20 protein-coding genes are annotated in these 22,532 nt (G+C 61.8%); 9 read left to right on the top strand and 11 right to left on the bottom strand.

What is annotated here, in order from left to right; translation table 11 throughout:
- The first annotated feature begins 219 nt into the window (after positions 1-219).
- The 3 genes from CO667_RS23980 (at position 220) to CO667_RS23970 (ending at position 3,727) form a co-directional block, all read left to right on the top strand.
- Complete coding sequence (locus CO667_RS23980) at positions 220-528, top strand: hypothetical protein (RefSeq protein ID WP_097620787.1); 309 nt, start codon at positions 220-222, stop codon at positions 526-528.
- A 76-nt stretch (positions 529-604) separates the two neighbouring features.
- Entirely contained in the window at positions 605-1,705 is a 1,101-nt protein-coding gene (locus tag CO667_RS23975; RefSeq protein ID WP_097620786.1) for a DNA alkylation repair protein, read from the top strand.
- A 261-nt stretch (positions 1,706-1,966) separates the two neighbouring features.
- Complete coding sequence (locus CO667_RS23970) at positions 1,967-3,727, top strand: DEAD/DEAH box helicase (RefSeq protein ID WP_097620785.1); 1,761 nt, start codon at positions 1,967-1,969, stop codon at positions 3,725-3,727.
- 54 nt (positions 3,728-3,781) lie between these two features.
- On the opposite strand, the gene CO667_RS23965 is transcribed toward CO667_RS23970, so the two are convergent.
- Complete coding sequence (locus tag CO667_RS23965) at positions 3,782-4,684, bottom strand: DMT family transporter (protein WP_097620784.1); 903 nt, start codon at positions 4,682-4,684, stop codon at positions 3,782-3,784.
- A 608-nt stretch (positions 4,685-5,292) separates the two neighbouring features.
- Between CO667_RS23965 and CO667_RS23955 the strand changes: the two genes are divergently transcribed.
- The 3 genes from CO667_RS23955 to CO667_RS23945 are packed head-to-tail and all read left to right on the top strand — an operon-like array spanning position 5,293 to position 8,480.
- On the top strand, positions 5,293-6,702 hold the full coding sequence (locus CO667_RS23955; RefSeq protein WP_097620783.1) for a circularly permuted type 2 ATP-grasp protein: 1,410 nt from the start codon (positions 5,293-5,295) through the stop codon (positions 6,700-6,702).
- Positions 6,702-7,643 carry an alpha-E domain-containing protein gene (locus CO667_RS23950; RefSeq protein WP_097620782.1) on the top strand — a complete coding sequence of 314 codons (942 nt, stop codon included), beginning with the start codon at positions 6,702-6,704 and terminating at the stop codon, positions 7,641-7,643. The genes CO667_RS23955 and CO667_RS23950 overlap by 1 nt, the downstream gene beginning before the upstream one ends.
- A gap of 12 nt (positions 7,644-7,655) precedes the next feature.
- Positions 7,656-8,480 (top strand): transglutaminase family protein, encoded by an 825-nt coding sequence (locus CO667_RS23945; RefSeq protein ID WP_097620781.1) that lies wholly within the window; start codon positions 7,656-7,658, stop codon positions 8,478-8,480.
- Between the two features lie 21 nt (positions 8,481-8,501).
- Here the strand turns inward: CO667_RS23945 and CO667_RS23940 are convergent, their stop codons facing one another.
- From CO667_RS23940 to chvE, 8 genes are all read right to left on the bottom strand, one after another.
- The gene (locus tag CO667_RS23940; protein ID WP_097620780.1) at positions 8,502-8,912 is read right to left on the bottom strand and encodes a type II toxin-antitoxin system VapC family toxin; all 411 of its coding nucleotides are present in this window, start codon (positions 8,910-8,912) and stop codon (positions 8,502-8,504) included.
- Positions 8,909-9,151, bottom strand: coding sequence for a type II toxin-antitoxin system prevent-host-death family antitoxin (locus CO667_RS23935; RefSeq protein WP_179874212.1), 243 nt, complete (start codon positions 9,149-9,151; stop codon positions 8,909-8,911). The genes CO667_RS23940 and CO667_RS23935 overlap by 4 nt, the downstream gene beginning before the upstream one ends.
- 119 nt (positions 9,152-9,270) lie before the next feature.
- The gene (araD, locus tag CO667_RS23930; protein ID WP_097620778.1) at positions 9,271-11,010 is read right to left on the bottom strand and encodes an L-arabinonate dehydratase; all 1,740 of its coding nucleotides are present in this window, start codon (positions 11,008-11,010) and stop codon (positions 9,271-9,273) included.
- A gap of 61 nt (positions 11,011-11,071) precedes the next feature.
- Positions 11,072-12,505 carry an aldehyde dehydrogenase family protein gene (locus CO667_RS23925; RefSeq protein ID WP_097620777.1) on the bottom strand — a complete coding sequence of 478 codons (1,434 nt, stop codon included), beginning with the start codon at positions 12,503-12,505 and terminating at the stop codon, positions 11,072-11,074.
- Positions 12,506-12,572: 67 nt separating this feature from the next.
- Complete coding sequence (araD1, locus tag CO667_RS23920; protein WP_097620776.1) at positions 12,573-13,568, bottom strand: AraD1 family protein; 996 nt, start codon at positions 13,566-13,568, stop codon at positions 12,573-12,575.
- A gap of 115 nt (positions 13,569-13,683) precedes the next feature.
- A complete protein-coding gene (gene mmsB, locus CO667_RS23915; protein ID WP_097620775.1) occupies positions 13,684-14,895 on the bottom strand; it encodes a multiple monosaccharide ABC transporter permease in 1,212 nt (403 codons plus the stop codon).
- On the bottom strand, positions 14,892-16,430 hold the full coding sequence (gene mmsA, locus CO667_RS23910) for a multiple monosaccharide ABC transporter ATP-binding protein (protein WP_097620774.1): 1,539 nt from the start codon (positions 16,428-16,430) through the stop codon (positions 14,892-14,894). The genes mmsB and mmsA overlap by 4 nt, the downstream gene beginning before the upstream one ends.
- A gap of 96 nt (positions 16,431-16,526) precedes the next feature.
- The gene (chvE, locus tag CO667_RS23905; RefSeq protein ID WP_097620773.1) at positions 16,527-17,591 is read right to left on the bottom strand and encodes a multiple monosaccharide ABC transporter substrate-binding protein; all 1,065 of its coding nucleotides are present in this window, start codon (positions 17,589-17,591) and stop codon (positions 16,527-16,529) included.
- 271 nt (positions 17,592-17,862) lie between these two features.
- On the opposite strand from chvE, the gene CO667_RS23900 reads away from it, so the two are divergent.
- Both CO667_RS23900 and CO667_RS23895 read left to right on the top strand, forming a co-directional pair.
- Entirely contained in the window at positions 17,863-18,870 is a 1,008-nt protein-coding gene (locus CO667_RS23900; RefSeq protein ID WP_097620772.1) for a LysR family transcriptional regulator, read from the top strand.
- Between the two features lie 59 nt (positions 18,871-18,929).
- Complete coding sequence (locus CO667_RS23895) at positions 18,930-19,400, top strand: hypothetical protein (RefSeq protein WP_097620771.1); 471 nt, start codon at positions 18,930-18,932, stop codon at positions 19,398-19,400.
- Here CO667_RS23895 and CO667_RS23890 read toward each other — a convergent pair whose 3' ends face one another.
- Positions 19,401-19,679 (bottom strand): hypothetical protein, encoded by a 279-nt coding sequence (locus CO667_RS23890; RefSeq protein ID WP_097620770.1) that lies wholly within the window; start codon positions 19,677-19,679, stop codon positions 19,401-19,403.
- 176 nt (positions 19,680-19,855) lie between these two features.
- Here CO667_RS23890 and iolG point away from each other — a divergent pair, with 176 nt between their 5' ends.
- Entirely contained in the window at positions 19,856-20,848 is a 993-nt protein-coding gene (gene iolG / locus CO667_RS23885) for an inositol 2-dehydrogenase (protein WP_085738042.1), read from the top strand.
- Positions 20,849-21,160: 312 nt separating this feature from the next.
- Here the strand turns inward: iolG and CO667_RS23880 are convergent, their stop codons facing one another.
- On the bottom strand, positions 21,161-22,384 hold the full coding sequence (locus tag CO667_RS23880; RefSeq protein WP_097620769.1) for an ROK family transcriptional regulator: 1,224 nt from the start codon (positions 22,382-22,384) through the stop codon (positions 21,161-21,163).
- Between the last annotated feature and the right edge of the window lie 148 nt (positions 22,385-22,532).

Below are 22,532 nucleotides of genomic sequence, written 5' to 3'. Positions count from 1 at the left end.
CTCACCAAGTTGAAGACGCCTCACATTGCGGGCCTGAGCTTGCACGAGACTGAAAGGACGCCGCCATCTGTGGCAACCCTGCAGCCTTGATGTCGGGAGCCGTTGAAACCATGACGAAAATTTAATGCGGGAGGCGCTTGCACGGCCATTGCGCCGCCGCGATCCGGGCAGAGTCTGGACACGGCTTTTTGGAAGCCAGTCTAGATAAGGAAATAGCATATGTCCGTTCTTCATAAGACCATGGCGACGGGCCTGATCGCGCTGACCCTTGCCGGCGCCTCGCTCGCCACCGCCACCACCGCCGATGCCCGTCCGCGTGATGCCTTCTGGGGCGGCCTGGCCGCCGGCGTCGTCGGCGGAACCCTGCTCTCCGAGGCAGCCCGCCCCGCCTACCCTGTCTATCCCGCCTACCCTGCATACCGCCCGTACCCGGTCTACCGGACCTACTACCGGCCGGCCTACTGCCACCTCGAATGGCGCTACGACCGTTGGGGCGAGCCCTACCGCGTCAAAGTTTGCCCGGAATAGAGACCCGCACCCGGCGCCGCTTGACCTCCCGGCGGCGCCGGTCCAATGCGTTTACTCGCACAGAGGGAGGATCAGCATGCCGGAACCGCTCAAGAACCTGCTGCACGAAGTGTTGGTCGGTAACATGGCCGATCGCATCGCTGCCAATGCGTCTTCCTTCGATCGCGAGCGTTTCGTAAGACTGGCGATCGACGGTCTTGGGGCACTGGAGCTGATGGAGCGCTCGGCGCTGATCCGCGACGCGCTGTTTGCCACGCTTCCCGATGATTTTCCGAAGGCAGCCGCCATCCTCAAGGCGAGCCTGCCCGCCGATGGCAAGCCCGGACTGACGGGCTGGATGCTGCTGCCGGTCAACCAGTTCATCGCAGCACGCGGTCCCGATCATTTCGATCTCGGCCTCGACCTGCTGAAGGCGCTGACACCGCATTTCACCGCCGAATATGGGATCCGCCCCTTCATCCACCGCGACCAGCAACGCGCGCTTGCCGTCATTTCCGGCTGGGTCGATGATCCCGACCAGCATGTGCGCCGGCTGGCAAGCGAGGGAACCCGGCCGCGCCTTCCCTGGGCGATACGCCTGCCGCAGCTCGTCAAGGATCCCGCGCCGATCCTGCCCATCCTGACGGCGCTGATCGACGATCCGGAAGAGTATGTGCGCCGTTCCGTCGCCAACAGCCTGAACGACATCGCCAAGGATCATCCGGATCTGGTCGCAGCCTTCATCGCCGGTCACATCGAGGGGGCCCCCCGCGAACGCCGCTGGCTGCTGAAACACGCCTCGCGCACGCTTTTGAAGAACGGCCATGCGCAGGCGCTCGCCAATTTCGGCTTCGGCGCGGCTGCTTCGCTCGCATGCGAATTGCGGCTCGCAAACAGCGAAGTGCTTTTCGGAGAAGGGCTGGATTTCGAAATCCGGGTGACGAATGCCGGCAAAGCCCCGCAATCGCTGATGATCGACTACGCCATCCACCATGTGAAGAGCGACGGCTCACTCTCGCCCAAGGTCTTCAAGTGCAAGACGATCACGCTCGCGCCCGGGCAAAGTCACGCGATGACGCGCCGCCACACCATGCGGCCGATCACGACACGGCGCTATTACCCTGGCGAACACCGCATCGCCATCCTCGTCAACGGGGCGGAAAGCGCATCGCAAAGCTTCGCTCTCGTCATGCCCTGACGTGACCCGGCTGAGGCTTTTTTGTGCACTGCACTTGACTTTCACAGCGAACTAGCCCAAATGCGGCTCAGCTTTCACCCTTCCGGCCGCCGCGTGAGCGTGCCCCTGCTAGAAAATACGGACGCAGGAAGAAGGGACAAAAGCGCATTTCGATAGAGCGCCGCACTCCCAATGAGCGGCCAGAAGCGCTGGAAAGCTTTTTCCAACTCACAAGTTCCCACTTCACGCGGGGTTCTTGACGCCAGAATGAAACCGGATCGCATGGTGCGTTCCGGCGATAGTCATTGTGGCGCCCCGAAAGGTTATACCTTGACTAATTTTGAATCGCTTGGTGTCTCCAAGCCGATCGTTGCCACCTTGTTCCAGCTCGGCATCGAAACGCCGACGCCGATCCAGGAACATTCCATTCCCCTCCTCCTCGAAGGCCGCGATCTGATCGGCCTTGCCCAGACAGGCACCGGCAAGACCGCCGCTTTCGGCCTGCCGCTGATCGAAAAGCTGCTTGCCGACGAACGGCGCCCCGACAACCGCACGACGCGCACGCTGATCTTGGCGCCGACCCGCGAACTGGTGAATCAGATCGCCGAGAGCCTGAAGAAGTTCATCCGCAAGTCGCCGCTGCGCATCAACGTCGTCGTCGGCGGTGTCTCGATCAACAAGCAGCAGCTTCAGCTCGAAAAGGGCACCGACATCCTCGTCGCCACGCCGGGCCGCCTGCTCGACCTCGTCAATCGCCGCGCGATCACGCTGACTGCGGTTCGCTATCTCGTACTCGACGAAGCCGACCAGATGCTCGACCTCGGCTTCGTCCACGATCTGCGCAAGATCGCCAAGATGGTGCCGAAAAAGCGCCAGACCATGCTCTTCTCGGCCACCATGCCGAAGGCGATCGCCGATCTCGCCGGCGAATATCTGGTCGATCCCATCACCGTCGAAGTCACGCCGCCTGGCAAGGCTGCCGACAAGGTCGAGCAGTACGTGCATTTCGTCGGCGGCAAGAATGACAAGACGGAACTGCTCCGCAAGTCGCTGACCGAAAACCCGGATGGCCGCGCCATCGTCTTCCTGCGCACCAAGCACGGTGCGGAGAAGCTGATGAAGCATCTCGAGAACGTCGGCTATTCCGTCGCCTCGATCCACGGCAACAAGAGCCAGGGCCAGCGCGAGCGGGCGCTGAAGGCTTTCCGCGACGGCAGCATCAAGACGCTGATCGCCACCGACGTCGCCGCCCGCGGCATCGACATCCCGGCCGTCAGCCACGTCTACAACTACGACCTGCCTGAAGTGCCTGATGCCTATGTCCACCGCATCGGCCGCACGGCGCGCGCCGGCCGCGACGGCATCGCCATCGCCTTCTGCGCTCCCGACGAAGCCAAGCTGCTGCGTGATATCGAGCGCCTGATGGGCATCGACATCACGGTCGCAGGCGGCGAACCGCCGGCCCATATCAGCAGCAGCGGCCCTCGCCGCGGCAACGGCAATGGCAACAACCGCAATCGCGGCGGCGGCCAGGGTCGCGAAAGCAATGGTCGCGGCGAAGGCCGTGGCGACCAGAACCGTTCCGAGCATCGCGGCAACCGCCAGGAACGCCGCCCGCGCCGTGAAGGCGAAGGCAGCGAGTTTCGCGCCAGCGGCAGCGAAGTCCGCGCCGGCGGCGAGCGTCGTCCGCGTCCCGAGCGCACTGCCCGCAACGAGGATTTCCGCGGCCAGCGTCGCGGCGAAGCGACCCCTAACCTCGGTCCCGACAACGATCTGGTCTCGACCTCCGACTTCCGCCCCGCGGCAAAGCCGCAGCGTCCTGCCCATAACGGCCCCAATGCCCACCATGCCAATGGCGAGCCGAGCGGTCATCACCGCGGCAATAACCGCCACGCCCACGGCCGCCCGGCCCGCAAGCACGGCGAAGATCGCGGCCCGCAGCAGGCCCAGGGCGGCGAACCCCGCCGCGACGGCAACGGCGGCAATCGCCGCGGCGGCTCCGGCGCCCGCAATGGCGGCGGCCAGCGCCGCGAGCGCGCCTGATCATCGATCGACTGAAAATCAGAAAGGCCGGGTTCTCCCGGCCTTTTTTATTTCCTATGCCTCAGCCGGTGTCTGCCGCTCGGCTATCCTGCGGTTCGTGAGATAGACACCCGTCACGACGATCACCGTGCCCAGAATCAACGGCATCGTCAGCGGCTCCCCGAAGGCGATGAAGGCCTCGAGCGCGACGGCCGGCGGCATCAGATAGATCAGCGAGGCGGCGCGGGAGACCTGCCCCCGGCGGATCAGATAAAGCAGCAGCCCGACACCGCCCATCGACAGGCCGAAGACCGACCAGACGAGCGCGCCATAGGCCCGGGCGGTGCCGTCGAAATGCTGGTGTTCGAAGATCAGCGACAGCGGCAGGGTGAGAATCAGCGCGCCGACATATTGCAGCGTCGCGATGGTCCGGAGGTCGCCGGATTGCAGGTGTTTCTTCTGATAGAGCGTGCCGTAGGTGACGGAGCCCATGGCAATGAGGTTGACCGCCAGCGGCAGAGCGGCATGTCCGAGATCGGCCGTCGCCGGACCGAAGAGCTTCGGCGAAATGGCGATGCCGATGCCGATGAAACCAAGAGCCAGGCCGAGCTGCTGCGTCTTCTGCAACCGCTCGCCGACCAGGAAAGGGGCCGCCATCGCCGTCATCAGCGGCTGCAGTGCTGCGATGATGCCCGATATGCCGGCCGGCACGCCATTGGCAATCGCCCACCAGAGACCGGCGAGATAAAAACCATGCAGGAAAAAGCCGGAATAGATGGCGCGCAGCACCGTCGCCCGGCTCTTCGGCCATTGTGCCCGCGCCACCAGGCAAAGCGCCAGGAACGCCAGAGCCGACAGCCCGTAGCGTATCGTCAGAAAGGTGAAGGGTTCGGAATGCAGCGCCGCATATTTCGCCACCACCCAGCCCGTGGACCAGAGCAGGACGAAAAGAGCGGGGGCAAGGCGATCAAGGGACATCGGGGCTCGCAAGAAAAGATTCGCCGTGCTGATAGCGGCAGCCGGCGGCCGCAGTCAAAGGCGAAGCGTTGATGCTTATTTGAAATTTCGCTGATGGTTGGGTGGATAGCGTGGCCAGCGCGGCTCCTGTGGCGAATACAGAACGGCGTGCCGTGTGGCACCCCCTCTGCCCTGCCGGGCATCTCCCCCACAAGGGTGGAGATTGGCAAGAGGTTGGGTCATCCGTCCCTCTCTGCTGTATCGAAATAGCCATGCGGTAGTTGTTTGGGGAAGCCGTCGCGCGCCCAGCCGATCTCCCTCCTTGTGGGGGAGATGTCCGGCAGGACAGAGGGGGGGGTGCCTCACGGCATGCCCTCTCCTCGCCACAGGATGAGAGAGGTGCGGTTGCATCTGCATCTCGAATCCACCTTGCCGATCGAAAAACAATCATCTGCCCACATTTTGCGCAACCACTCGAAGCAGCCATCCTCCCCACCACGCCACCCAACTTCAAATGCCCGGATTTTCACCCGTTTCCCGCAACGCAAAATCTTTTCCTCGAACTGCGCATGGTTCTTGCATTGCAATTTGCGTTGTATTCAAATGAACAAAAAAGGGGAGCCGCACCTTTGGCATTTGATGAAATGATTACCGGGGACGAAAGTCCTCGTCCGCCTTATGAAAAATATTTCGAGTGGTACAACAGCCAAGACCGGGCGCATCTGATTGCCAAGTCCCGCGATGCGGAAAATATCTTCCGGAAGACCGGCATCACTTTCGCGGTCTACGGCCATGCAGACAGCTCCGAAAAGCTCATCCCTTTCGATATCATTCCGCGCATCATCTCCGCTCGCGAATGGCGCAAGCTCGCCCAGGGCATCGAGCAGCGGGTAATCGCGCTCAACGCCTTTTTGGATGATATCTACCACAAGCAGGAGATCATCCGCGCCGGCCGCGTTCCGCGCGAGTTGATCGAGAACAACGTCACCTTCATCCCCGAGATGATCGGCTTCCGCCCGCCCGGCGGCGTCTACACCCATATCGTCGGCACCGACATCGTGCGCACCGGCGAGGACCAGTTCTACGTGCTCGAGGATAACGCCCGCACGCCCTCCGGCGTCAGCTACATGCTGGAAAACCGGGAAACCATGATGCAGATGTTCCCGGAGCTCTTCCATGAGAACAAGGTTCAGCGCGTCGAGGACTATCCTTATCTCCTGCGCCAGAGCCTCGCCTCGCTTGCCCCTCCCGGCTGCAGCGGCAAGCCGCGCGTCGCGGTGCTGACGCCCGGCATCTACAATTCGGCCTATTACGAGCATTCCTTCCTCGCCGACATGATGGGCGTCGAGCTGGTCGAGGGTTCGGATCTGCGCGTCATCGACGGCAAGGTGAAGATGCGGACGACCCGCGGTTACGAGGCGATCGACGTGCTCTACCGCCGCGTCGACGACGATTTCCTCGATCCGCTGACCTTCCGGGCCGATTCCGCGCTCGGCATTCCCGGCATCATGGATGTCTATCGCTCCGGCAATATCACCATCGCCAACGCGCCGGGCACCGGCATTTGCGACGACAAGGCGATCTATTCCTATATGCCGGAGATCGTCGAATTCTACACCGGCAGCAAGGCGCTGCTCGAAAACGTGCCGACCTGGCGCTGTTCGGAAGCATCAAGCCTGAAATATGTGCTCGAGCATCTGGAAGAGCTTGTTGTCAAGGAGGTGCACGGCTCCGGCGGCTACGGCATGCTTGTGGGACCGACGGCATCGAAGAAGGAGCGCGCCGATTTCGCCGAGAAGCTGAAGGCCAAGCCCAACAACTATATCGCCCAGCCGACGCTGTCGCTCTCCACCGTGCCGATCCTCGTCAACAAAGGGATTGCGCCGCGCCATGTCGACCTTCGCCCCTATGTGCTGGTGTCGGACAAGGTTCAGATCATTCCGGGCGGGCTCACCCGCGTGGCGTTGAAGCAGGGCTCGCTGGTGGTCAATTCCAGCCAGGGCGGCGGCACTAAAGACACCTGGGTATTGGAGGACTGATGCTCGGAAGAACCGCAAACGGCCTCTACTGGATGTTCCGTTACATCGAGCGCGCCGAAAATATTGCCCGTCTGGTCGATGCCGGGCTGCGCATGTCGCTCACCCGCAGCAGCGCCGGCGACGACAACTGGGATGGCGTGCTGCAAAGTGCGGGCGTGCGCGAAGCCTATGACGAAGGCCATACGAAGCTGACGAACGCCGATGCGATCGACTATCTCTTGCGCGATCGCGCCAACCCGTCGAGCGTCATGTCCTGCATCGAATCAGGCCGCAACAACGCCCGCATGGTGCGCACCGCCCTGACACGCGAGACCTGGGAGGCGACCAACGAATGCTGGATCGACCTGAAGTCGCTGCTCGAAAAGCGCGTGAAGCCGGCCGAAATGCCCGAGGTGATCGACACCATCAAGCGCCGCGCCGGCCTCATTCGCGGCGCCTTCCACGGCTCGACGCTGAGAAACGAACTTTATAATTTCGCCCGCATCGGCACCTTCATCGAGCGGGCGGACAATACCAGCCGCATTCTCGACGTGAAATATTACGTGCTGCTGCCCTCGGTCTCATCAGTCGGCTCCTCTCTCGACAATGTGCAGTGGGAATCGATCCTGCGCTCGGTCTCCGCGCATCGCGCCTATAGCTGGGCCTATGATGGCGAATACCGGGCTATGAACATTGCCGACTTCCTGACGCTGAACGTCCAGATGCCGCGCTCGCTTGCCTATTGTTACGAAAAGATCGTCAGCAATCTCGGCTATCTCTCCCAGGATTATGGCGAGCGGCTGCCTGCCCACGATACGGCCGATGCGATCCGCACCACGCTGCAGACGCGGGCGATCCGGGATATCATGGATCAGGGCCTGCACGAATTTCTCGAGGATTTCGTCTCGCGCAACAACCAGCTCGGCGCGGAGATTTCCGACGGCTATCGGTTCTATGTATAAGCGGATCAGAACATGAGACTGAAAATCAGCCATCTCACCGAATACCGCTACGACGGACCGACGCAGTTCTCGCTGCAAAGACTGAGGTTGACGCCGCCGACGAGCCACCATCAGAAAGTCCTCACCTGGGCGCTGAAGGTCGAGGGTGCGATACCCGAGGTGGAATATGACGACCAGTACGGCAATCACGTCAATCTGGTCTCGCTGGAAGGCGAGCAGGATGTGACGCGCATTCTCGCCGAAGGCGAGGTCGAAACGGAGGACAATAACGGCGTCACCGGCCCGCATACCGGCTTCTGCCCGCTTTGGCTCTTCCTCCGCGACACGCCGCTGACCAAGGGCGGCAAATTAGTGAAGGAACTGATCAAGGGCGTCGGTGGCGATAACGAGCTTGCCCGCATGCATGCGCTGATGGCGGCAATCCACGAGACGGTCGCCTATAAGCCCGGCACCAGCAACACCGAGACGACGGCCGAACAGGCGCTGGAGAAGAAGAGCGGCGTCTGCCAGGACCATGCGCATATCTTCATTGCCGCCGCCCGCGCCCTGCAGGTGCCGGCCCGCTATGTCTCGGGCTATCTGATGATGGAGGAAAAGGTCGAACAGGCGGCGACCCATGCCTGGGCCGAAGCCCATATTCCCGGCCTCGGCTGGGTCGGATTCGATCCGGCCAACGAGATCTGCCCGGATGCGCGTTACATCAGGATCGCTTCCGGTCTTTGCTACCGCGACGCCGCGCCGATTTCAGGCATGCGCATCGGCACGCCGGGCGAAACGCTGTCGGTCACCGTGAAGGTCGAGGACGGCGGGCAGATGCAAAGCCAGAGCCAGAGTTGAGCGGAACAGCCCCGAACCGCTCTAACCGGCCGCAAGAACCTGGAGATGACCGAGGGCGCCGTAGCTGAGGATCGCCTGATCGGCGGTCAGCAACGGTACGCGATGAAAACGGGCTGTTGCGGCGATGATGCGGTCCGCCGGATCGGCATGAAACTCGCCGGGCAGCCGAACACTGTCTATCGCTATGGAAGGTTCGATCGGTGCGAGCTGGAGTCCGGGCAGAGACAGCGCGCTATCGATCCATCGCCCGACGTCATCGCCGAGCGCCAAGCGTCCCTTCTGCACGAGCATCGCGATTTCCCAAGGTGTAATCGCCGAAATCAGGATCCGGCTTTTCTCCGTCATCTCATCGATGATGCGCCGGGCTTGTGAGCCGAGCCGTGCATCGTCCTGCATTGCCCAAACGAGGATGTGCGTATCGATGACGATCAACGGAGGGCGTCCCAATCCTCCGGCTCAACGGCCGGAGACAGCGGATCGTCATAGCGCAATACGCTCCCCTTCATCGCGCCGATGATACTCCTGCGTCCGCTGGTGTCAGGTGCCGGCGAAAGCACGGCAACCGGCCTGCCGCGCTTGGTGATGACGATAGATTCGTCGTCCTTCCCCATCTGGTCGATAAGGTTCAGACATTTCGCCTTGAACTCGGCTGCGCCGACCACCTTCGACATGACCATACATCCTGTACACTTGTACAAAATATAGTGCCATTTCCTTGTTGAGCAAGCGCAAAGAAAAAGGCGGGGTGATGCCCCGCCTTTCATCGATTTCCAATCCTGGATTTACCCGGTTAGTGGCTATCCTTGCCGACAGCGTTTCCGCGACATCCCTTGAGGAAGTCGAGGTCGGCGCCGGTGTCGGCGCCTTCGACATGCTGCTGATGCAGGAAGGCATAGCCTGATTTGGGCAGATCGTGGTTCGGCTGCCACTCGGCGAGACGGCGCGCCAGTTCCTCGTCGGAAATGTCGAGATGCAGACGACGGTTCGGCACGTCAAGCTCGATCATGTCGCCGTTTTTCACGACCGCCAGCGGTCCACCGACGGCTGCTTCCGGAGAGGTGTGCAACACGACGGTGCCGTAGGCCGTTCCGGACATGCGGGCGTCTGATATACGCACCATGTCGAGGATGCCCTTCTTCAGCACCTTGGGCGGCAGCCCCATGTTGCCGACTTCGGCCATGCCCGGATAGCCCTTCGGCCCACAGTTCTTCATGACCATGATGCAGGTTTCGTCGATGTCGAGGTTGTCGTCGTTGATCTTCGCCTTGTAGTCGTCGATATCCTCGAACACCACAGCCCTGCCCCGGTGCACCAGCAGATGCGGCGAGGCGGCCGAAGGCTTCAACACCGCGCCCTTCGGCGCGAGGTTGCCGCGCAGCACGACGATGCCGCCCGAAGAGGTCAGCGCCTTTTCGGCCGGCAGGATGACGTCCTCGTTCCAGTTGACGACATCCTTGACCTCGTCCCAGACGGTTTCGCCGGAGACCGTCAGCGCGTCCTTGTGCAGGAGGCCGGCTTCACCGAGGCGCTTCAGCACGACAGGCAGGCCGCCGGCATAGAAGAACTCTTCCATCAGGTATTTGCCCGACGGCATCAGGTTGACGATGGTGGGAACGTCGCGGCCGCAGCGGTCCCAATCGTCAAGCGACAGATCGATGCCGACACGGCCGGCAATCGCCAGCAGGTGGATGACGGCATTGGTCGATCCGCCAATCGCCGCATTGGTGCGGATGGCGTTCTCGAAAGCCTGCTTCGTCATGATCTCGGAAGGCTTCAGATCGTCCTTGACCATCTGGACGATCCGACGGCCGGTGAGCTGCGCCATCACCTTGCGGCGGGAATCGACGCCGGGGATCGCGGCATTGCCGGACAGTGCCATGCCGAGCGCTTCGGCCATGGAAGCCATGGTGGAGGCGGTGCCCATGGTGTTGCAGGTGCCCGACGAACGGCTCATCGACGCTTCCGCCTCGAGAAATTCGGCCTGCGTCATCTCGCCGGCCTTCACCATTTCGGAGAACTTCCAAAGATGCGTGCCGGAGCCGACACGTTCGCCGCGGAAATAGCCGTTCAGCATCGGCCCGCCGGTGACGACGATCGACGGCAGGTCGCAGGAGGCCGCCCCCATCAGCAGCGACGGCGTGGTCTTGTCGCAGCCGACCAGCAACACGCAGCCGTCCATCGGCTGGCCGCGGATCGCCTCTTCCACCGCGAGCGCGGCAAGATTGCGGTACATCATCGCGGTCGGGCGGAAGGTATTTTCCGATGCCGAGAACACCGGCACTTCGAGCGGGAAGCCGCCGGCCTCCCAGACACCCGCCTTCACCTTCTCGGCGAGTTCTCTCAGATGACCGTTGCACGGGGTCATATCCGACCAGGTGTTGAGGATGCCGATCACCGGCCGGCCGTCGAACAGGTCGTGCGGGTATCCCTGGTTTTTAAGCCAGCCGCGGTGATAGATCACGTCGCGGCTCGTGCCGCCGTACCATTCCTGCGATCTCAGCCTGCGCGGCCATTCCGCTTTCTTTTTCATAGTCTCTGTCCTTCAGGATATTCCCGGACCGCCTCGTACGGGCCGGGTCATCGCGCTTTGTTTAAGCCAGCGTGTAGGCGGTCTTGACGGTTGTGTAGAACTCGGCAGCGTACTTGCCCTGCTCGCGCGGGCCGTAAGACGAACCCTTGCGGCCGCCGAACGGCACATGGAAATCGACGCCTGCCGTCGGCAGGTTGACCATCACCATGCCGGCTTCCGAATTGCGCTTGAAGTGCGTCGCATGTTTCAGGCTTGTTGTCGCGATGCCGGCCGAAAGGCCGAACGGCGTGTCGTTGGCGATGGCCAGCGCCTCGTCGTAATCCTTCGCCCTGATCACCGAGACCACAGGCCCGAAGATCTCCTCGCGCGAAATGCGCATCTGGTTGGTCGCTTCGGTAAACAGCGTCGGCTGCAGGTAGAAGCCGGGCGTGTCGCGCGAAACCAGTTCGCCGCCGAAGGCGAGTTTGGCGCCCTCCGACTTGCCGATCTCGATATAGTCGGTATCGGTCTTCAGCTGCCGCTCGTCGACGACCGGACCGATATGGGTGCCGGCCTTCAGCGCATTGTCGACGACAAGCGTCTTCAGCTTGTCGGTCAGCGCCGCGACGAACTTGTCGTGAATGCCTTCGGTGACGATCAGGCGCGACGACGCCGTGCAGCGCTGGCCGGTAGAGAAGAAGCCGGAATTGGCGGCGGCCTCGACGGCGACGTTGAGGTCGGCATCGTCGAGCACGACCATCGGGTTCTTGCCGCCCATTTCCAGCTGGAACTTGCGGTTATGCTCGATCGAGGCGGCGGCGACGCGCCGGCCGGTGCCGGTGGAGCCGGTGAAGGTGATGCCGTGAACGTCGGGGCTTTCGAGCATGGCCTGGCCGACCACCGAGCCCTTGCCCATGACGAGGTTCAAGACGCCCTTCGGCAGGCCCGCCCGGTTGAGGATATCGACGATCGCCCAGGAACAGGCGGGCACCAGTTCGGCCGGCTTGAAGACGATGGTGTTGCCGTAGCAGAGCGCCGGCGCAATCTTCCAGGCGGGGATGGCGATCGGGAAATTCCACGGCGTGATGATGCCGATAACGCCGAGGCCCTCGCGGGTGATCTCGACGCCGATATTCGGGCGAACCGACGGGATGACCTCGCCGGCCAGTCGCAGGGCTTCGCCTGCGAAGAATTCGAAGATCTGCGAAGCGCGGATGACTTCGCCGGTGGCCTCAGGCAGCGTCTTGCCTTCCTCGCGGGCGAGCAGTGCCCCGAGTTCGTCCTTGCGCGCCATGATCTCGTCGCCGGCCTTCTTCAGGATGACGTGGCGCTCCCAGATGCCCGAGCGTGACCAGGCCGGGAAAGCGGCCTTGGCGGCGGCGATGGCGTTTTTCGTGTCCTCGGCGCTGCCGTCGGCATAGAGGCCGACGACTTCATTCGTATCCGACGGGTTGATGTTCTTCGTCGCGTTGGTGCCGACCCATTCGCCGGCGATCAGGTTTTGATAAATGGTCATGGGCTCAACAAGCCTCCTTTACCGTTTACATCACGATCCGGCCACGCAGGCGGCCGGATCTCAAAAATCAGAGCTGCCTGACGGCGATCTCTTCTTCGGCGGCCACCTCAAGCGGATTGCGCAGCGCCAGGCCGAATTCGGCGACTTCAATCTCGAAGACATCGCCCTCTTCCGCCTTGATGCCGTCGGCAAAGGAAAGTGTTGCCGTGCCGAACATATGGACATGGACATCGCCCGGGACACGGAAGATGCCGTATTTGAAATGGTGATATTCCAGGTTGGCGAAGGTGTGCGACATGTTCGCCTCGCCCGACAGGAAGGGCTTTTCGAAGATCACCTTGTCGCCGCGCTTGATGCGCGAGGTGCCGCGAATATCGTCCGGTGCGGCGCCGATGCGGATTTCCGGACCATAGGCGGCCGGGCGCAGTTTCGAGTGGGCCAGATAGAGATAGTTGATCCGTTCGGTGACGTGGTCCGAAAACTCGTTCGACAGAGCAAAGCCGATGCGGAACGGCGAGCCGTCCTTGGCGATCACGTAAATGCCGGCCATTTCAGGCTCTTCGCCGCCGTCAAGCGCGAAGGAAGGCGAGATCAGCGGCGCGCCGGGGGCAGCCGTGCCATAGCCGTTGCCCTTGTAGAACCATTCCGGCTGCACGCCCTTTTCGCCTGATTTCGGCTTGCCGTTCTCAAGCCCCATCTTGAACATCTTCATCGAGTCGGTCAGCGTTTCCTCGGCCGCCTCGCTGGTCTTCTTGTGCATGGAATCGCGCGTTGCCGCCGAGCCCAAATGTGTCAGGCCGGTGCCGGTCAGGTGCAGGTGGGCGGCATCGGGATGGGTGATCGGCGGCAGGAAGCGGCCTTCCGCATAGGCCTTTTCAAGATCGACGGCATCGCCGTAGCCATGGGCCTCGATGACCGCGGCAAGCGACTTGCCGCCGTCGGCGGCTTCGATCGCCAGCGCATAGACGCTGCCGGCGTTGTTGACCGACCTGGCCGATCCGCCCGGCTCGCGCACGGCGACGACAATCTCTCCGTTGGCACCTTTGATCTGGGAAATAAGCACGTCTTCGATCCTTCTCGTTCCGGCGAAGACAGGAAAAAGCTCCGCCTGTCCGGCTCCATCAGGAGCCGGAATCCATCATTCATATGACTGCGAATGCCGGGCTGCGCTTGGGCGCTCAGCCCTTGTTCTTGTTGTAGACGTCGAAGAACACGGCGGCGAGAAGCACCGCGCCCTTGACCATCTGCTGCGAGTCGGTGCCGAGGCCGTGGATCGACATGCCGTTGTTCATGATGCCCATGATCAAGGCGCCGATGACGGCGCCCGTCACCTTGCCGACGCCGCCCTGGGCCGACGCGCCGCCGATGAAGCAGGCGGCGATCACGTCGAGCTCGAGACCGAAACCGCCCTTGGCCGTCGCCGAGTTGAGGCGCAGCGCGACGATCAGGCCGGCGAGACCGGCAAGCAGGCCCATATTGGCGAAGGTCAGGAAGGTCAGCCGCTCGGTGTTGATACCGGAAAGCTTGGTCGCCTTCTCATTGCCGCCCATGGCGTAGATGCGGCGGCCGATCGTCGTGCGGCGGGTAATGAAGGCATAGGCAGCCACCAGAACGAGCATGACCATCAGCACATTCGGGAAGCCGCGATAGATCGACAGCTGGTAGCCGAGTCCCAGGATGGCGAGCGAGACAATGATGTTCTGGGCGAGGAAGAAGCCCATCGGCTCGACGTCATTGCCATGCTTCTCGTTCGACAGGCGCTTGCGCCACGCCAGGTAGAAGAGCGTAACGGCGCCGACAACGGTCAGAATGATCGAGGTCGAGTTGATGCCACCCATATCGAAAGCGTTCGGCAGGAAGCCGATGCTGATCAGCTGGAACTCCGGCGGGAAAGGACCGATGCTGGTGCCGGTTCCCGATGCCGTCATCACGAACAGCGTCAGGCCGCGGAAGACCAGCATGCCGGCCAGCGTGACGATGAAGGACGGAATCTTGTGATAGGCGACGAAATAACCCTGGATGCCGCCGACAAGCGCGCCCATGGCAAGGCAGACGATACCGGCCAGGACATAGTTGGTGTGCCACTGCACCGTCATCACGCCGGCGATGGCGCCGATGAAGCCGACGACCGAGCCGACCGAAAGATCGATATGGCCGGCGACGATCACCAGCAGCATGCCGAGCGCCATGATGACGATGAACGAGTTCTGCAGAATGATGTTGGTCAGGTTGAGCGGCCTGAAGAGAACGCCACCGGTCGAGAACTGGAAGAACACCATGATCGCGATGAGCGCGATGAACATGCCGTATTCGCGGATGTTGCCGCGAACGTAGTCTCCGATGGAGACGACACGCCCCTGCTCAGCGATGGGTTGATTGATCGGTGTCATTGTTTCTTCTCCCCTGAGCGCATGATAGCGCGCATGATGGTTTCCTGGCTTGCTTCTCCCTTCGGCAGTTCCGCGACGATGCGTCCTTCGTTCATCACGTAGATGCGGTCACACGTGCCAAGCAGTTCGGGCATTTCCGACGAGATCATCAGAACGCCCTTTCCATCGGCGGCAAGCTGGTTGATGATAGTATAGATTTCGTATTTTGCGCCAACGTCGATGCCGCGCGTCGGCTCGTCGAGGATCAAAATATCGGGATTGGAAAACAGCCACTTCGACAGCACCACCTTCTGCTGGTTGCCGCCGGACAGATTGACCGTCTCCTGGAAGATGCTGGAGGAACGGATGCGCAGCTTCGACCGATAATCGGTCGCCACCCGCGATTCCTTGACGCTGTCGATGACCGAGGCATTCGACACCGCCTTCAAATTGACGAGCGTCGTATTGTGCAGGATGGTGTCGTTGAGCACGAGGCCGAGTTGCTTGCGGTCTTCGGTGACGTAGGCGAGACCGGCGTCGATCGCCTTGCGCACGGTGCTGACATCGACCGGCTTGCCGTGCATCAGCGCCTCGCCCGAGATCTTGTGGCCATAGGCCTTGCCGAACAGGCTCATGGCGAATTCGGTGCGCCCTGCCCCCATCAGCCCGGCGATACCGACGACTTCGCCCTTGCGGACGGTGACGTTGATATTGTGCAGGACCTGACGGTCGCGGTGCTGCTGGTGATAGGCGTTCCAGTTCTTCACTTCGAGAATGGTTTCGCCGATCGGCACCGAACGCGGGGGATAACGATCCTCGAGATCGCGGCCAACCATGTTGCGGATGATGATGTCTTCGCTGATCTCGTCGGCATGACAGTCGAGCGTCTTGACGGTCATGCCGTCGCGCAGGACAGTGATCTGGTCGGCGACCTTGCGGATCTCGTTCAGCTTATGGGAAATGATGATCGAGGTGATGCCCTGCTTGCGGAACTCCATCAGCAGCATGAGCAGCGCATCGGAATCGCTTTCGTTGAGCGAGGCCGTCGGCTCGTCGAGGATGAGCAGCTTGACGCTCTTCGACAGCGCCTTGGCGATCTCGACGAGTTGCTGCTTGCCGACGCCGATATCGGTCACCAAAGTGTTCGGAGATTCGGACAGGCCGACTTTCTTGAGCAGCTGCTTCGTACGGTTGAAGGTCTCGTCCCAGCTGATGACGCCGCTCTTGGCATTTTCGTTGCCGAGGAAGATGTTTTCGCCGATCGACAGCAACGGCACGAGCGCCAGTTCCTGGTGGATGATGACGATGCCGATTTCTTCGGAGTCCCGCAGCGCCTTGAAGTTGCGCGTCTCGCCTTCATAGACGATGTCGCCGTCATAACTTCCGGTGGGATAAACGCCCGATAGGACTTTCATCAGGGTCGATTTGCCGGCCCCGTTTTCGCCGACCAATGCGTGAATTTCACCCTTGCGAACCTTGAGGTTCACGTTCTCCAGCGCCTTGACGCCCGGGAACGTCTTGGTGATGCTCCGCATTTCGAGGATGGTGTTGTCCATAGTCAAAGTTCCAGCGCCCCCAGCCGTTAAATGGCCGGGTCATCATAAAATCGAAGGCCGGGACCCGCAAGCGCGGGCCCCGGCCTCCTGCTCAACTTACTTCAGCTTCTCGTCGGTGTAGTAACCGCTGTCGACCAGGATCTGCTTGTAGTTGGTCTTGTCGACGGCAACCGGCTTCAGCAGATAGGACGGAACGACCTTGACGCCGTTGTCGTAGGTCTTGGTGTCGTTGACCTCGGGCTCCTTGCCGGACATGACGGCATCGACCATGGCAACGGTGACCTTGGCGAGTTCGCGGGTGTCCTTGAAGATCGTCGAATGCTGTTCGCCAGCAATGATCGACTTGACCGACGGGATTTCAGCGTCCTGACCGGTGACGATCGGCAGCGGCTGGGCAGCCGTACCGTAACCAACGCCCTTCAGCGAGGAGATGATACCGATCGACAGACCGTCATAGGGAGACAGGACGGCATCGACCTTGGCGTCGGTGTAGTTGGCCGAGAGCAGGTTGTCCATGCGGGCCTGGGCCGTTGCCGGATCCCAACGCAGCGTGCCGACCTTGTCCATACCGGTCTGGCCGGACTTCACGACGAGCTTGCCGCTGTCGATGTAGGGCTGCAGGACGGACATGGCGCCATCATAGAAGAAGAAGGCGTTGTTGTCGTCCGGCGAACCGCCGAACAGTTCGATGTTGAACGGGCCCTTGCCATCCTTGAGGCCGAGGCCGTCAACGATGGAGCCGGCCTGCAGAACGCCGACCTGGAAGTTGTCGAAGGTTGCGTAGTAGTCGACGTTGCCCGAATCGCGGATCAGACGGTCATAAGCGATGACCTTGATGCCGGCGTCGTGTGCCTTCTGGAGAACGTCGGAAAGCGTGGTGCCGTCGATCGAAGCGATGACGAGAACCTTGACGCCCTTCGTGACCATGTTTTCGATCTGCGAAAGCTGGTTCGGAATGTCGTCGTCGCCATACTGCAGGTCAGTGCCGTAACCGGCAGCCTGGAGCTGCTTGACGATGTTGTTGCCGTCGTCGATCCAGCGGGCAGAAGCCTTGGTCGGCATGGCAATGCCGACGGTGCCCTTATCTGCGGCCAGAGCCGGTGCAACGAACGATGCGACGCCAAAGGCAGCCGCGGCCATCAATGAGATAATGGATTTCATTTCTCTCTCCCTTGTTAATAGAGCAGCGGACGAAAAATCGCCCGCCCCGAAACTGTGGCAGGTTCCGTATTGGATAGTTACTTCAGATGGTGAGAAACGAAGTAGGTCTCCTCCACGATCTCACACGTGTTGAGTGCCAACCAGCACACGGCGGCAAACTGGTATGGATTCCTATAACTGTCAAATAGAATAACTGGTAATCTGCATAACAATTTTGGTATATCGTTAAAAAGTATTACTTTTGATGGAGCGCAGTGGGGAGGCTGCAACCATGACGATTGTTTCCGAGCCCATTTCGATGGATCACGTCGATATCGCCAGCGATAATTTCGGTGATGACAGCCTTTTACGTGCAGGACTTAAGCTGAATCACCTGCGGATGATCGTCGCAATCGAAGATAGTGGACAGATTTCCGCAGCTGCGGAAGTCCTGAACATTTCGCAGCCGGCCGCATCACGCATGCTGTCCGAAATGGAATCGATCACCAAGACGCCGCTCTATGAGCGCGTCGCCCGCGGCGTGGTGCTGACGACCTTCGGGGCGGCCCTTGCGAGACGCGCCCGGAAGATCCTGCTGGAACTGCGCGAGGCGAGCCGCGAGATCGGCGAATTGAAAAGCGGCAAGGGCGGCCCGGTCTTCATCGGCGCGGTGACGGCGCCGGCCATGAGCCTCGTCGTGCCGGCGATCAACAGGGTGCGCAAAGCCTATCCCGGCATCGAGATCAACATCCAGGTGGAGACGAGCAATGTGCTCGCCCGCGAGCTGCTCGCCGCCCGCCACGACTTCATCATCAGCCGCATTCCCGACGATCTCAACCCGCGCCTGTTCGAGGTGAAGGAGATCGGCATCGAGCGGGCCTGCCTGATCGTGCGCAACCGCCATCCGCTCTTGAAAAAGAAGAAGACCAGCAGCCTTTCCGACATCAGGGATTACGACTGGGTGTTCCAGCCGCCGGGCACGCTGCTGCGCCGCACGATCGAGGACATCTTTCTGTCGCACGGCGTGGCGCTGCCGGAGAATATCGTCAACACCTCCTCGCTGCTTTTGACCTGCGCCATCGTCTGCGAAACCGATGCGATCGCCCCGGTTGCGACCGACGTCGCCCAATTCCTGTCCAGCCAGAACGCCAAGGCCTCCGACGTGCGCATGCTGCCGATCGATTTCGACATCAACGTCAAGCCCTACAGCCTGATTTCGGTGAAAGAACGGGCACTGCCGCCGAGCGCCCGGCTGCTCTACGACATCATCATCGAGGAAAGCCTGAAGCAAGGGGGCTGACCGCCGCAAGCCCGGCGCCATCTTGCTCTCCTTTAATGCACCCTTCGAAAGGAAGGCGGATGCTGTTCGGACAGTCGGTATTTCAATCAGTCCTCGAGCGGCTGAAGGCGGAGGACGAGACGGAAGAAGACACCGAGGCGCCGGCCGCCCATCGCATCTGCGGCCTCGGCACCGGGCTTGCCTTCGATGTGTTGGAGGGTGTCTCGGCCGCCTCGCAACGCGTCGGCCAGGCCTATTTCGACAATCTGGAACAGGAGGCCGCCGCCGGGCTCGTGGACAAACCGACGCCTCTGCCGCCACCCGAGCCCGTGATGCCCGACCATCTCACCCGCACGGCACCGCAGGAGGTTGCCGCCGAACTGGCGATCTCGGCTGCCGATACGCCGCTGACGCTCGGTGAGAAGCGCCGCGCCTTCGCCCGCGCCAATCACCCCGACGGCATCGCCCTGCCCTTTCGCGACAATGCGACGAAGCGCATGATGCTGGCCAATCTGCTGATCGACGAGGCGCTGCGGCGAATCGCCCGCTGATTATTCCGCCTGCCCGTCCTTCGACGGTTTTTCCGCGGATGTCTCCTCGGTGTCCGCATCTTCCTCGGCGACAGGCTCGGCTGCCGGCTCGACGACCTGCGGCTTGAAGGTCCAGAACAGCATATAGAAGGAATAGGCGCCGGCGCCGCCCGCCAGCACTGCCCAGAACGGATCGCCGGTGATAAGTTCGACCCCGGCCCAGCCGAAGCAGACGGCAACGATGGCAATCCGCACCCAGAGGCGCCGGTATGCCGGATGGTTGGGATCGATCAGTTGCATCTTTGCTCCGCGGTCGGATATGTCGCACTGCTCGTTGCATGTGTCGCACTGCTCTTTAGTTCGAATCTTGCAAATGTGAAAGAGCCGCGGGCTTGACGCCGCGCATGGAAGATGGAATGAAAATTCCAGATTTTTGGCAATTCGGTTTATTTGTTCCGAATTCAAGGGAGGTTGAAATGACTGTAAGATTTGGTCTTCTTGGCGCCGGCCGCATCGGCAAGGTTCACGCCAAGGCCGTCAGCGGCGACGCCAATGCGACGCTGGTTGCGGTCGCGGACGCCTTTCCGCAGGCGGCAGAAGCCATCGCTTCGGCCTATGGCTGCGAGGTCCGCACCATCGAGGCGATCGAGGCCGCTGGGGATATCGACGCCGTCGTCATCTGCACGCCGACCGACACCCATGCCGACCTGATCGAGCGCTTCGCCCGCGCCGGCAAGGCGATCTTCTGCGAAAAGCCGATCGATCTCGACGTCGCCCGCGTCAAGGCCTGCATCAAGGTGGTGGAAGAGACCGGCGCCAAGCTGATGGTCGGCTTCAACCGCCGCTTCGACCCGCATTTCATGGCGGTGCGCAAGGTCATCGACGACGGCAAGATCGGCGATGTCGAAATGGTGACGATCACCTCGCGCGACCCCGGCGCTCCGCCGGTCGACTATATCAAGCGCTCGGGCGGCATCTTCCGCGACATGACCATCCACGATTTCGACATGGCCCGCTTCCTGCTCGGCGAGGAGCCGGTCTCGGTGCTGGCGACCGCCGCCGTCCTGGTCGACAAGGCGATCGGCGAAGCCGGCGACTATGACAGCGTCTCGGTGATCCTGCAGACCAAATCCGGCAAGCAGGCCGTCATTTCCAACTCCCGCCGCGCCACCTATGGCTACGACCAGCGCATCGAGGTGCATGGCGCCAAGGGTATGGCCGCCGCCGAAAACCAGCGCCCGGTCTCGATCGAAGTGGCAAACGGCGACGGCTACACCCGCCCGCCGCTGCATGATTTCTTCATGACCCGCTACACCGAAGCCTATGCCAACGAAATCGCCGCCTTCATCGCTGCGATCGAAAAGGGCACGAAGATCTCCCCCTCCGGCGCCGATGGCCTGGCAGCACTGGCGCTTGCCGACGCCGCGGTGCAGTCGGTCAAAGAAGGCAAGCTGATCAAGATCGGCTGACGGTCCTCTCCCGATCGGAAGTCGTGCATGAGATGGCCGGGCATTGCCCGGCCGTTTTGCGTTTGATGACTAAGCGCCGAGACCAGCCCCTCATCCGCCTGCCGGCACCGACCGCGGTCGAGCCACGACCTCTCCCGCCCTCATTCCTGTGCTCGTCACAGGAATCCAGCCACCGCGCGTCGGCGCGGTGAATAAATCCATGGGGCCTTGAAGAGAGTCTCTCGCGCCCAAGGACTTGGGCGCACTGGATTCCTGTGACGTCCCTCGGGCAAAGCCCGAGGAAGGGAATGAGGAGCAAGAGGAGATGCGTCCTCATTCCGCACCCTGCCCCCCAGAGATCACGATATCCTGGTCGATCACCGACAGCGCCCGGTTCAGATGGCCTTCGAACACCAGGATCGGTTCGTCGGCGACGACGCGGATCTCCGGCATGCCTTCCATGCGGACGATATGCGACTGGCCGAGACCTTCTTCGATGCCCTGGCGCAGCAGGTCGTAATAGCGGGTGCCGGGGCCGGTGATGGCGATGGGCATGCGTTCGGTGAGGCTCAGCATGCGCGACAGGCCGTTGCCGAGGGCAAGGCCGGCCTGGCGGAAGGCGAAGGCGGAGGTGCGGTGGCCCTGGCGGGCGCGGGCAGCGATCTTGTCGAGTTCGGCGACCGGCACGAATTTGGCGGGGATGGTATCGAGCGGCACTTCGAAGGCGCTGCGCAGGATGGCATAGAAGCCGGCATAGGCCTCGATGCAGCCGCGCGTGCCGCAGCGGCAGAGGCCGCCACCCGCCATGTGCAGCATGTGGCCGAAATTCGGGGCCGAGATCTCCTGGCCGGTCTGATTGCCGCGCCGGACGATGCCGAGGCCGATGCTGTGGCCGAGCGAGAGGGCGGCGAGCGAGCGGAAATCGGCGCCCTTGACGATCTCCTCGCGCGCGCCGAGGGCGGCGGCGACCAGCAGCGTCTCGTTATCGAGGATGACCTTGGCCTGCCATTCCGGCCGCAGCGCCGATTCGAAATCGATCTGATCGCTGCCGAAGATCGGCGACCAGAGGAGCACCGGTTCGGTGGAATTGACCAGCCCCTTGCTGCTGATCGAGATCAGCAGCACTTTTTCCTGGCTGATTTTCGACCGATCGAGAATGCGTGAAAGACCGGCGCGCACCCCTTCTACGAATCGGCCGGCGCCCGCCGGATCATGCGAGCGCTCCTCGCTGAAACGGTCGATCAGCTTGCCGGCATAATCCACCAGCGAATATTGCACGGCATCCGAAGAGATGATGACGACGATGAGATAGCCGCAATCGCGCCGCTGGCGCAGAAGCACACGCGGCCGGCCGCGGCCGCTGGCCGCCTGCTGCTCGGATTTTTCGATGATCTGGGCTTTTTCCAGCTCGGTGGTGATCGCCGAAATGGTGGCCGAGGAAAGGCCGGTGAAATCCGATATCTCGGTATGCGCCAGCTGACCGTGGCGGCGCAGCACGGACAGCACGAGCACGCTGTTTCTCTGCCGGACCAGCTCCGTGCTCGACTTGGTCAGCATGAATGCCGCCCTCTCCTCCCGCTACTTCACTCCTGCTTTCCACTGCATCTCCGGCCGCTGCTGCGCAAGGAAATTAAGCCGGCAGTCCAGTGTTGACAGCTGAAAAAATCTCTGACATCAAATTTCTCGACTGTCGAGAAAATAATCC

The organism is Rhizobium sp. L43, from assembly GCF_002531725.1.
GTDB lineage: Bacteria > Pseudomonadota > Alphaproteobacteria > Rhizobiales > Rhizobiaceae > Rhizobium.
Note: the sequence above shows the minus strand (reverse complement) of the source record. Positions and strands in the feature narration are given on the sequence as shown.

Bases quoted from the DNA above. Each gene is read 5' to 3' on its own strand.
- CO667_RS23980 (WP_097620787.1), top strand. From the start codon at position 220: ATGTCCGTTCTTCATAAGACCATGGCGACGGGCCTGATCGCGCTGACC.
- CO667_RS23975 (WP_097620786.1), top strand. From the start codon at position 605: ATGCCGGAACCGCTCAAGAACCTGCTGCACGAAGTGTTGGTCGGTAAC.
- CO667_RS23970 (WP_097620785.1), top strand. From the start codon at position 1,967: ATGGTGCGTTCCGGCGATAGTCATTGTGGCGCCCCGAAAGGTTATACC.
- CO667_RS23965 (WP_097620784.1), bottom strand. From the start codon at position 4,684: ATGTCCCTTGATCGCCTTGCCCCCGCTCTTTTCGTCCTGCTCTGGTCC.
- CO667_RS23950 (WP_097620782.1), top strand. From the start codon at position 6,702: ATGCTCGGAAGAACCGCAAACGGCCTCTACTGGATGTTCCGTTACATC.
- CO667_RS23945 (WP_097620781.1), top strand. From the start codon at position 7,656: ATGAGACTGAAAATCAGCCATCTCACCGAATACCGCTACGACGGACCG.
- CO667_RS23935 (WP_179874212.1), bottom strand. From the start codon at position 9,151: ATGTCGAAGGTGGTCGGCGCAGCCGAGTTCAAGGCGAAATGTCTGAAC.
- araD (WP_097620778.1), bottom strand. From the start codon at position 11,010: ATGAAAAAGAAAGCGGAATGGCCGCGCAGGCTGAGATCGCAGGAATGG.
- CO667_RS23925 (WP_097620777.1), bottom strand. From the start codon at position 12,505: ATGACCATTTATCAAAACCTGATCGCCGGCGAATGGGTCGGCACCAAC.
- mmsB (WP_097620775.1), bottom strand. From the start codon at position 14,895: ATGACACCGATCAATCAACCCATCGCTGAGCAGGGGCGTGTCGTCTCC.
- mmsA (WP_097620774.1), bottom strand. From the start codon at position 16,430: ATGGACAACACCATCCTCGAAATGCGGAGCATCACCAAGACGTTCCCG.
- chvE (WP_097620773.1), bottom strand. From the start codon at position 17,591: ATGAAATCCATTATCTCATTGATGGCCGCGGCTGCCTTTGGCGTCGCA.
- CO667_RS23900 (WP_097620772.1), top strand. From the start codon at position 17,863: ATGACGATTGTTTCCGAGCCCATTTCGATGGATCACGTCGATATCGCC.
- CO667_RS23895 (WP_097620771.1), top strand. From the start codon at position 18,930: ATGCTGTTCGGACAGTCGGTATTTCAATCAGTCCTCGAGCGGCTGAAG.
- CO667_RS23890 (WP_097620770.1), bottom strand. From the start codon at position 19,679: ATGCAACTGATCGATCCCAACCATCCGGCATACCGGCGCCTCTGGGTG.
- iolG (WP_085738042.1), top strand. From the start codon at position 19,856: ATGACTGTAAGATTTGGTCTTCTTGGCGCCGGCCGCATCGGCAAGGTT.
- CO667_RS23880 (WP_097620769.1), bottom strand. From the start codon at position 22,384: ATGCTGACCAAGTCGAGCACGGAGCTGGTCCGGCAGAGAAACAGCGTG.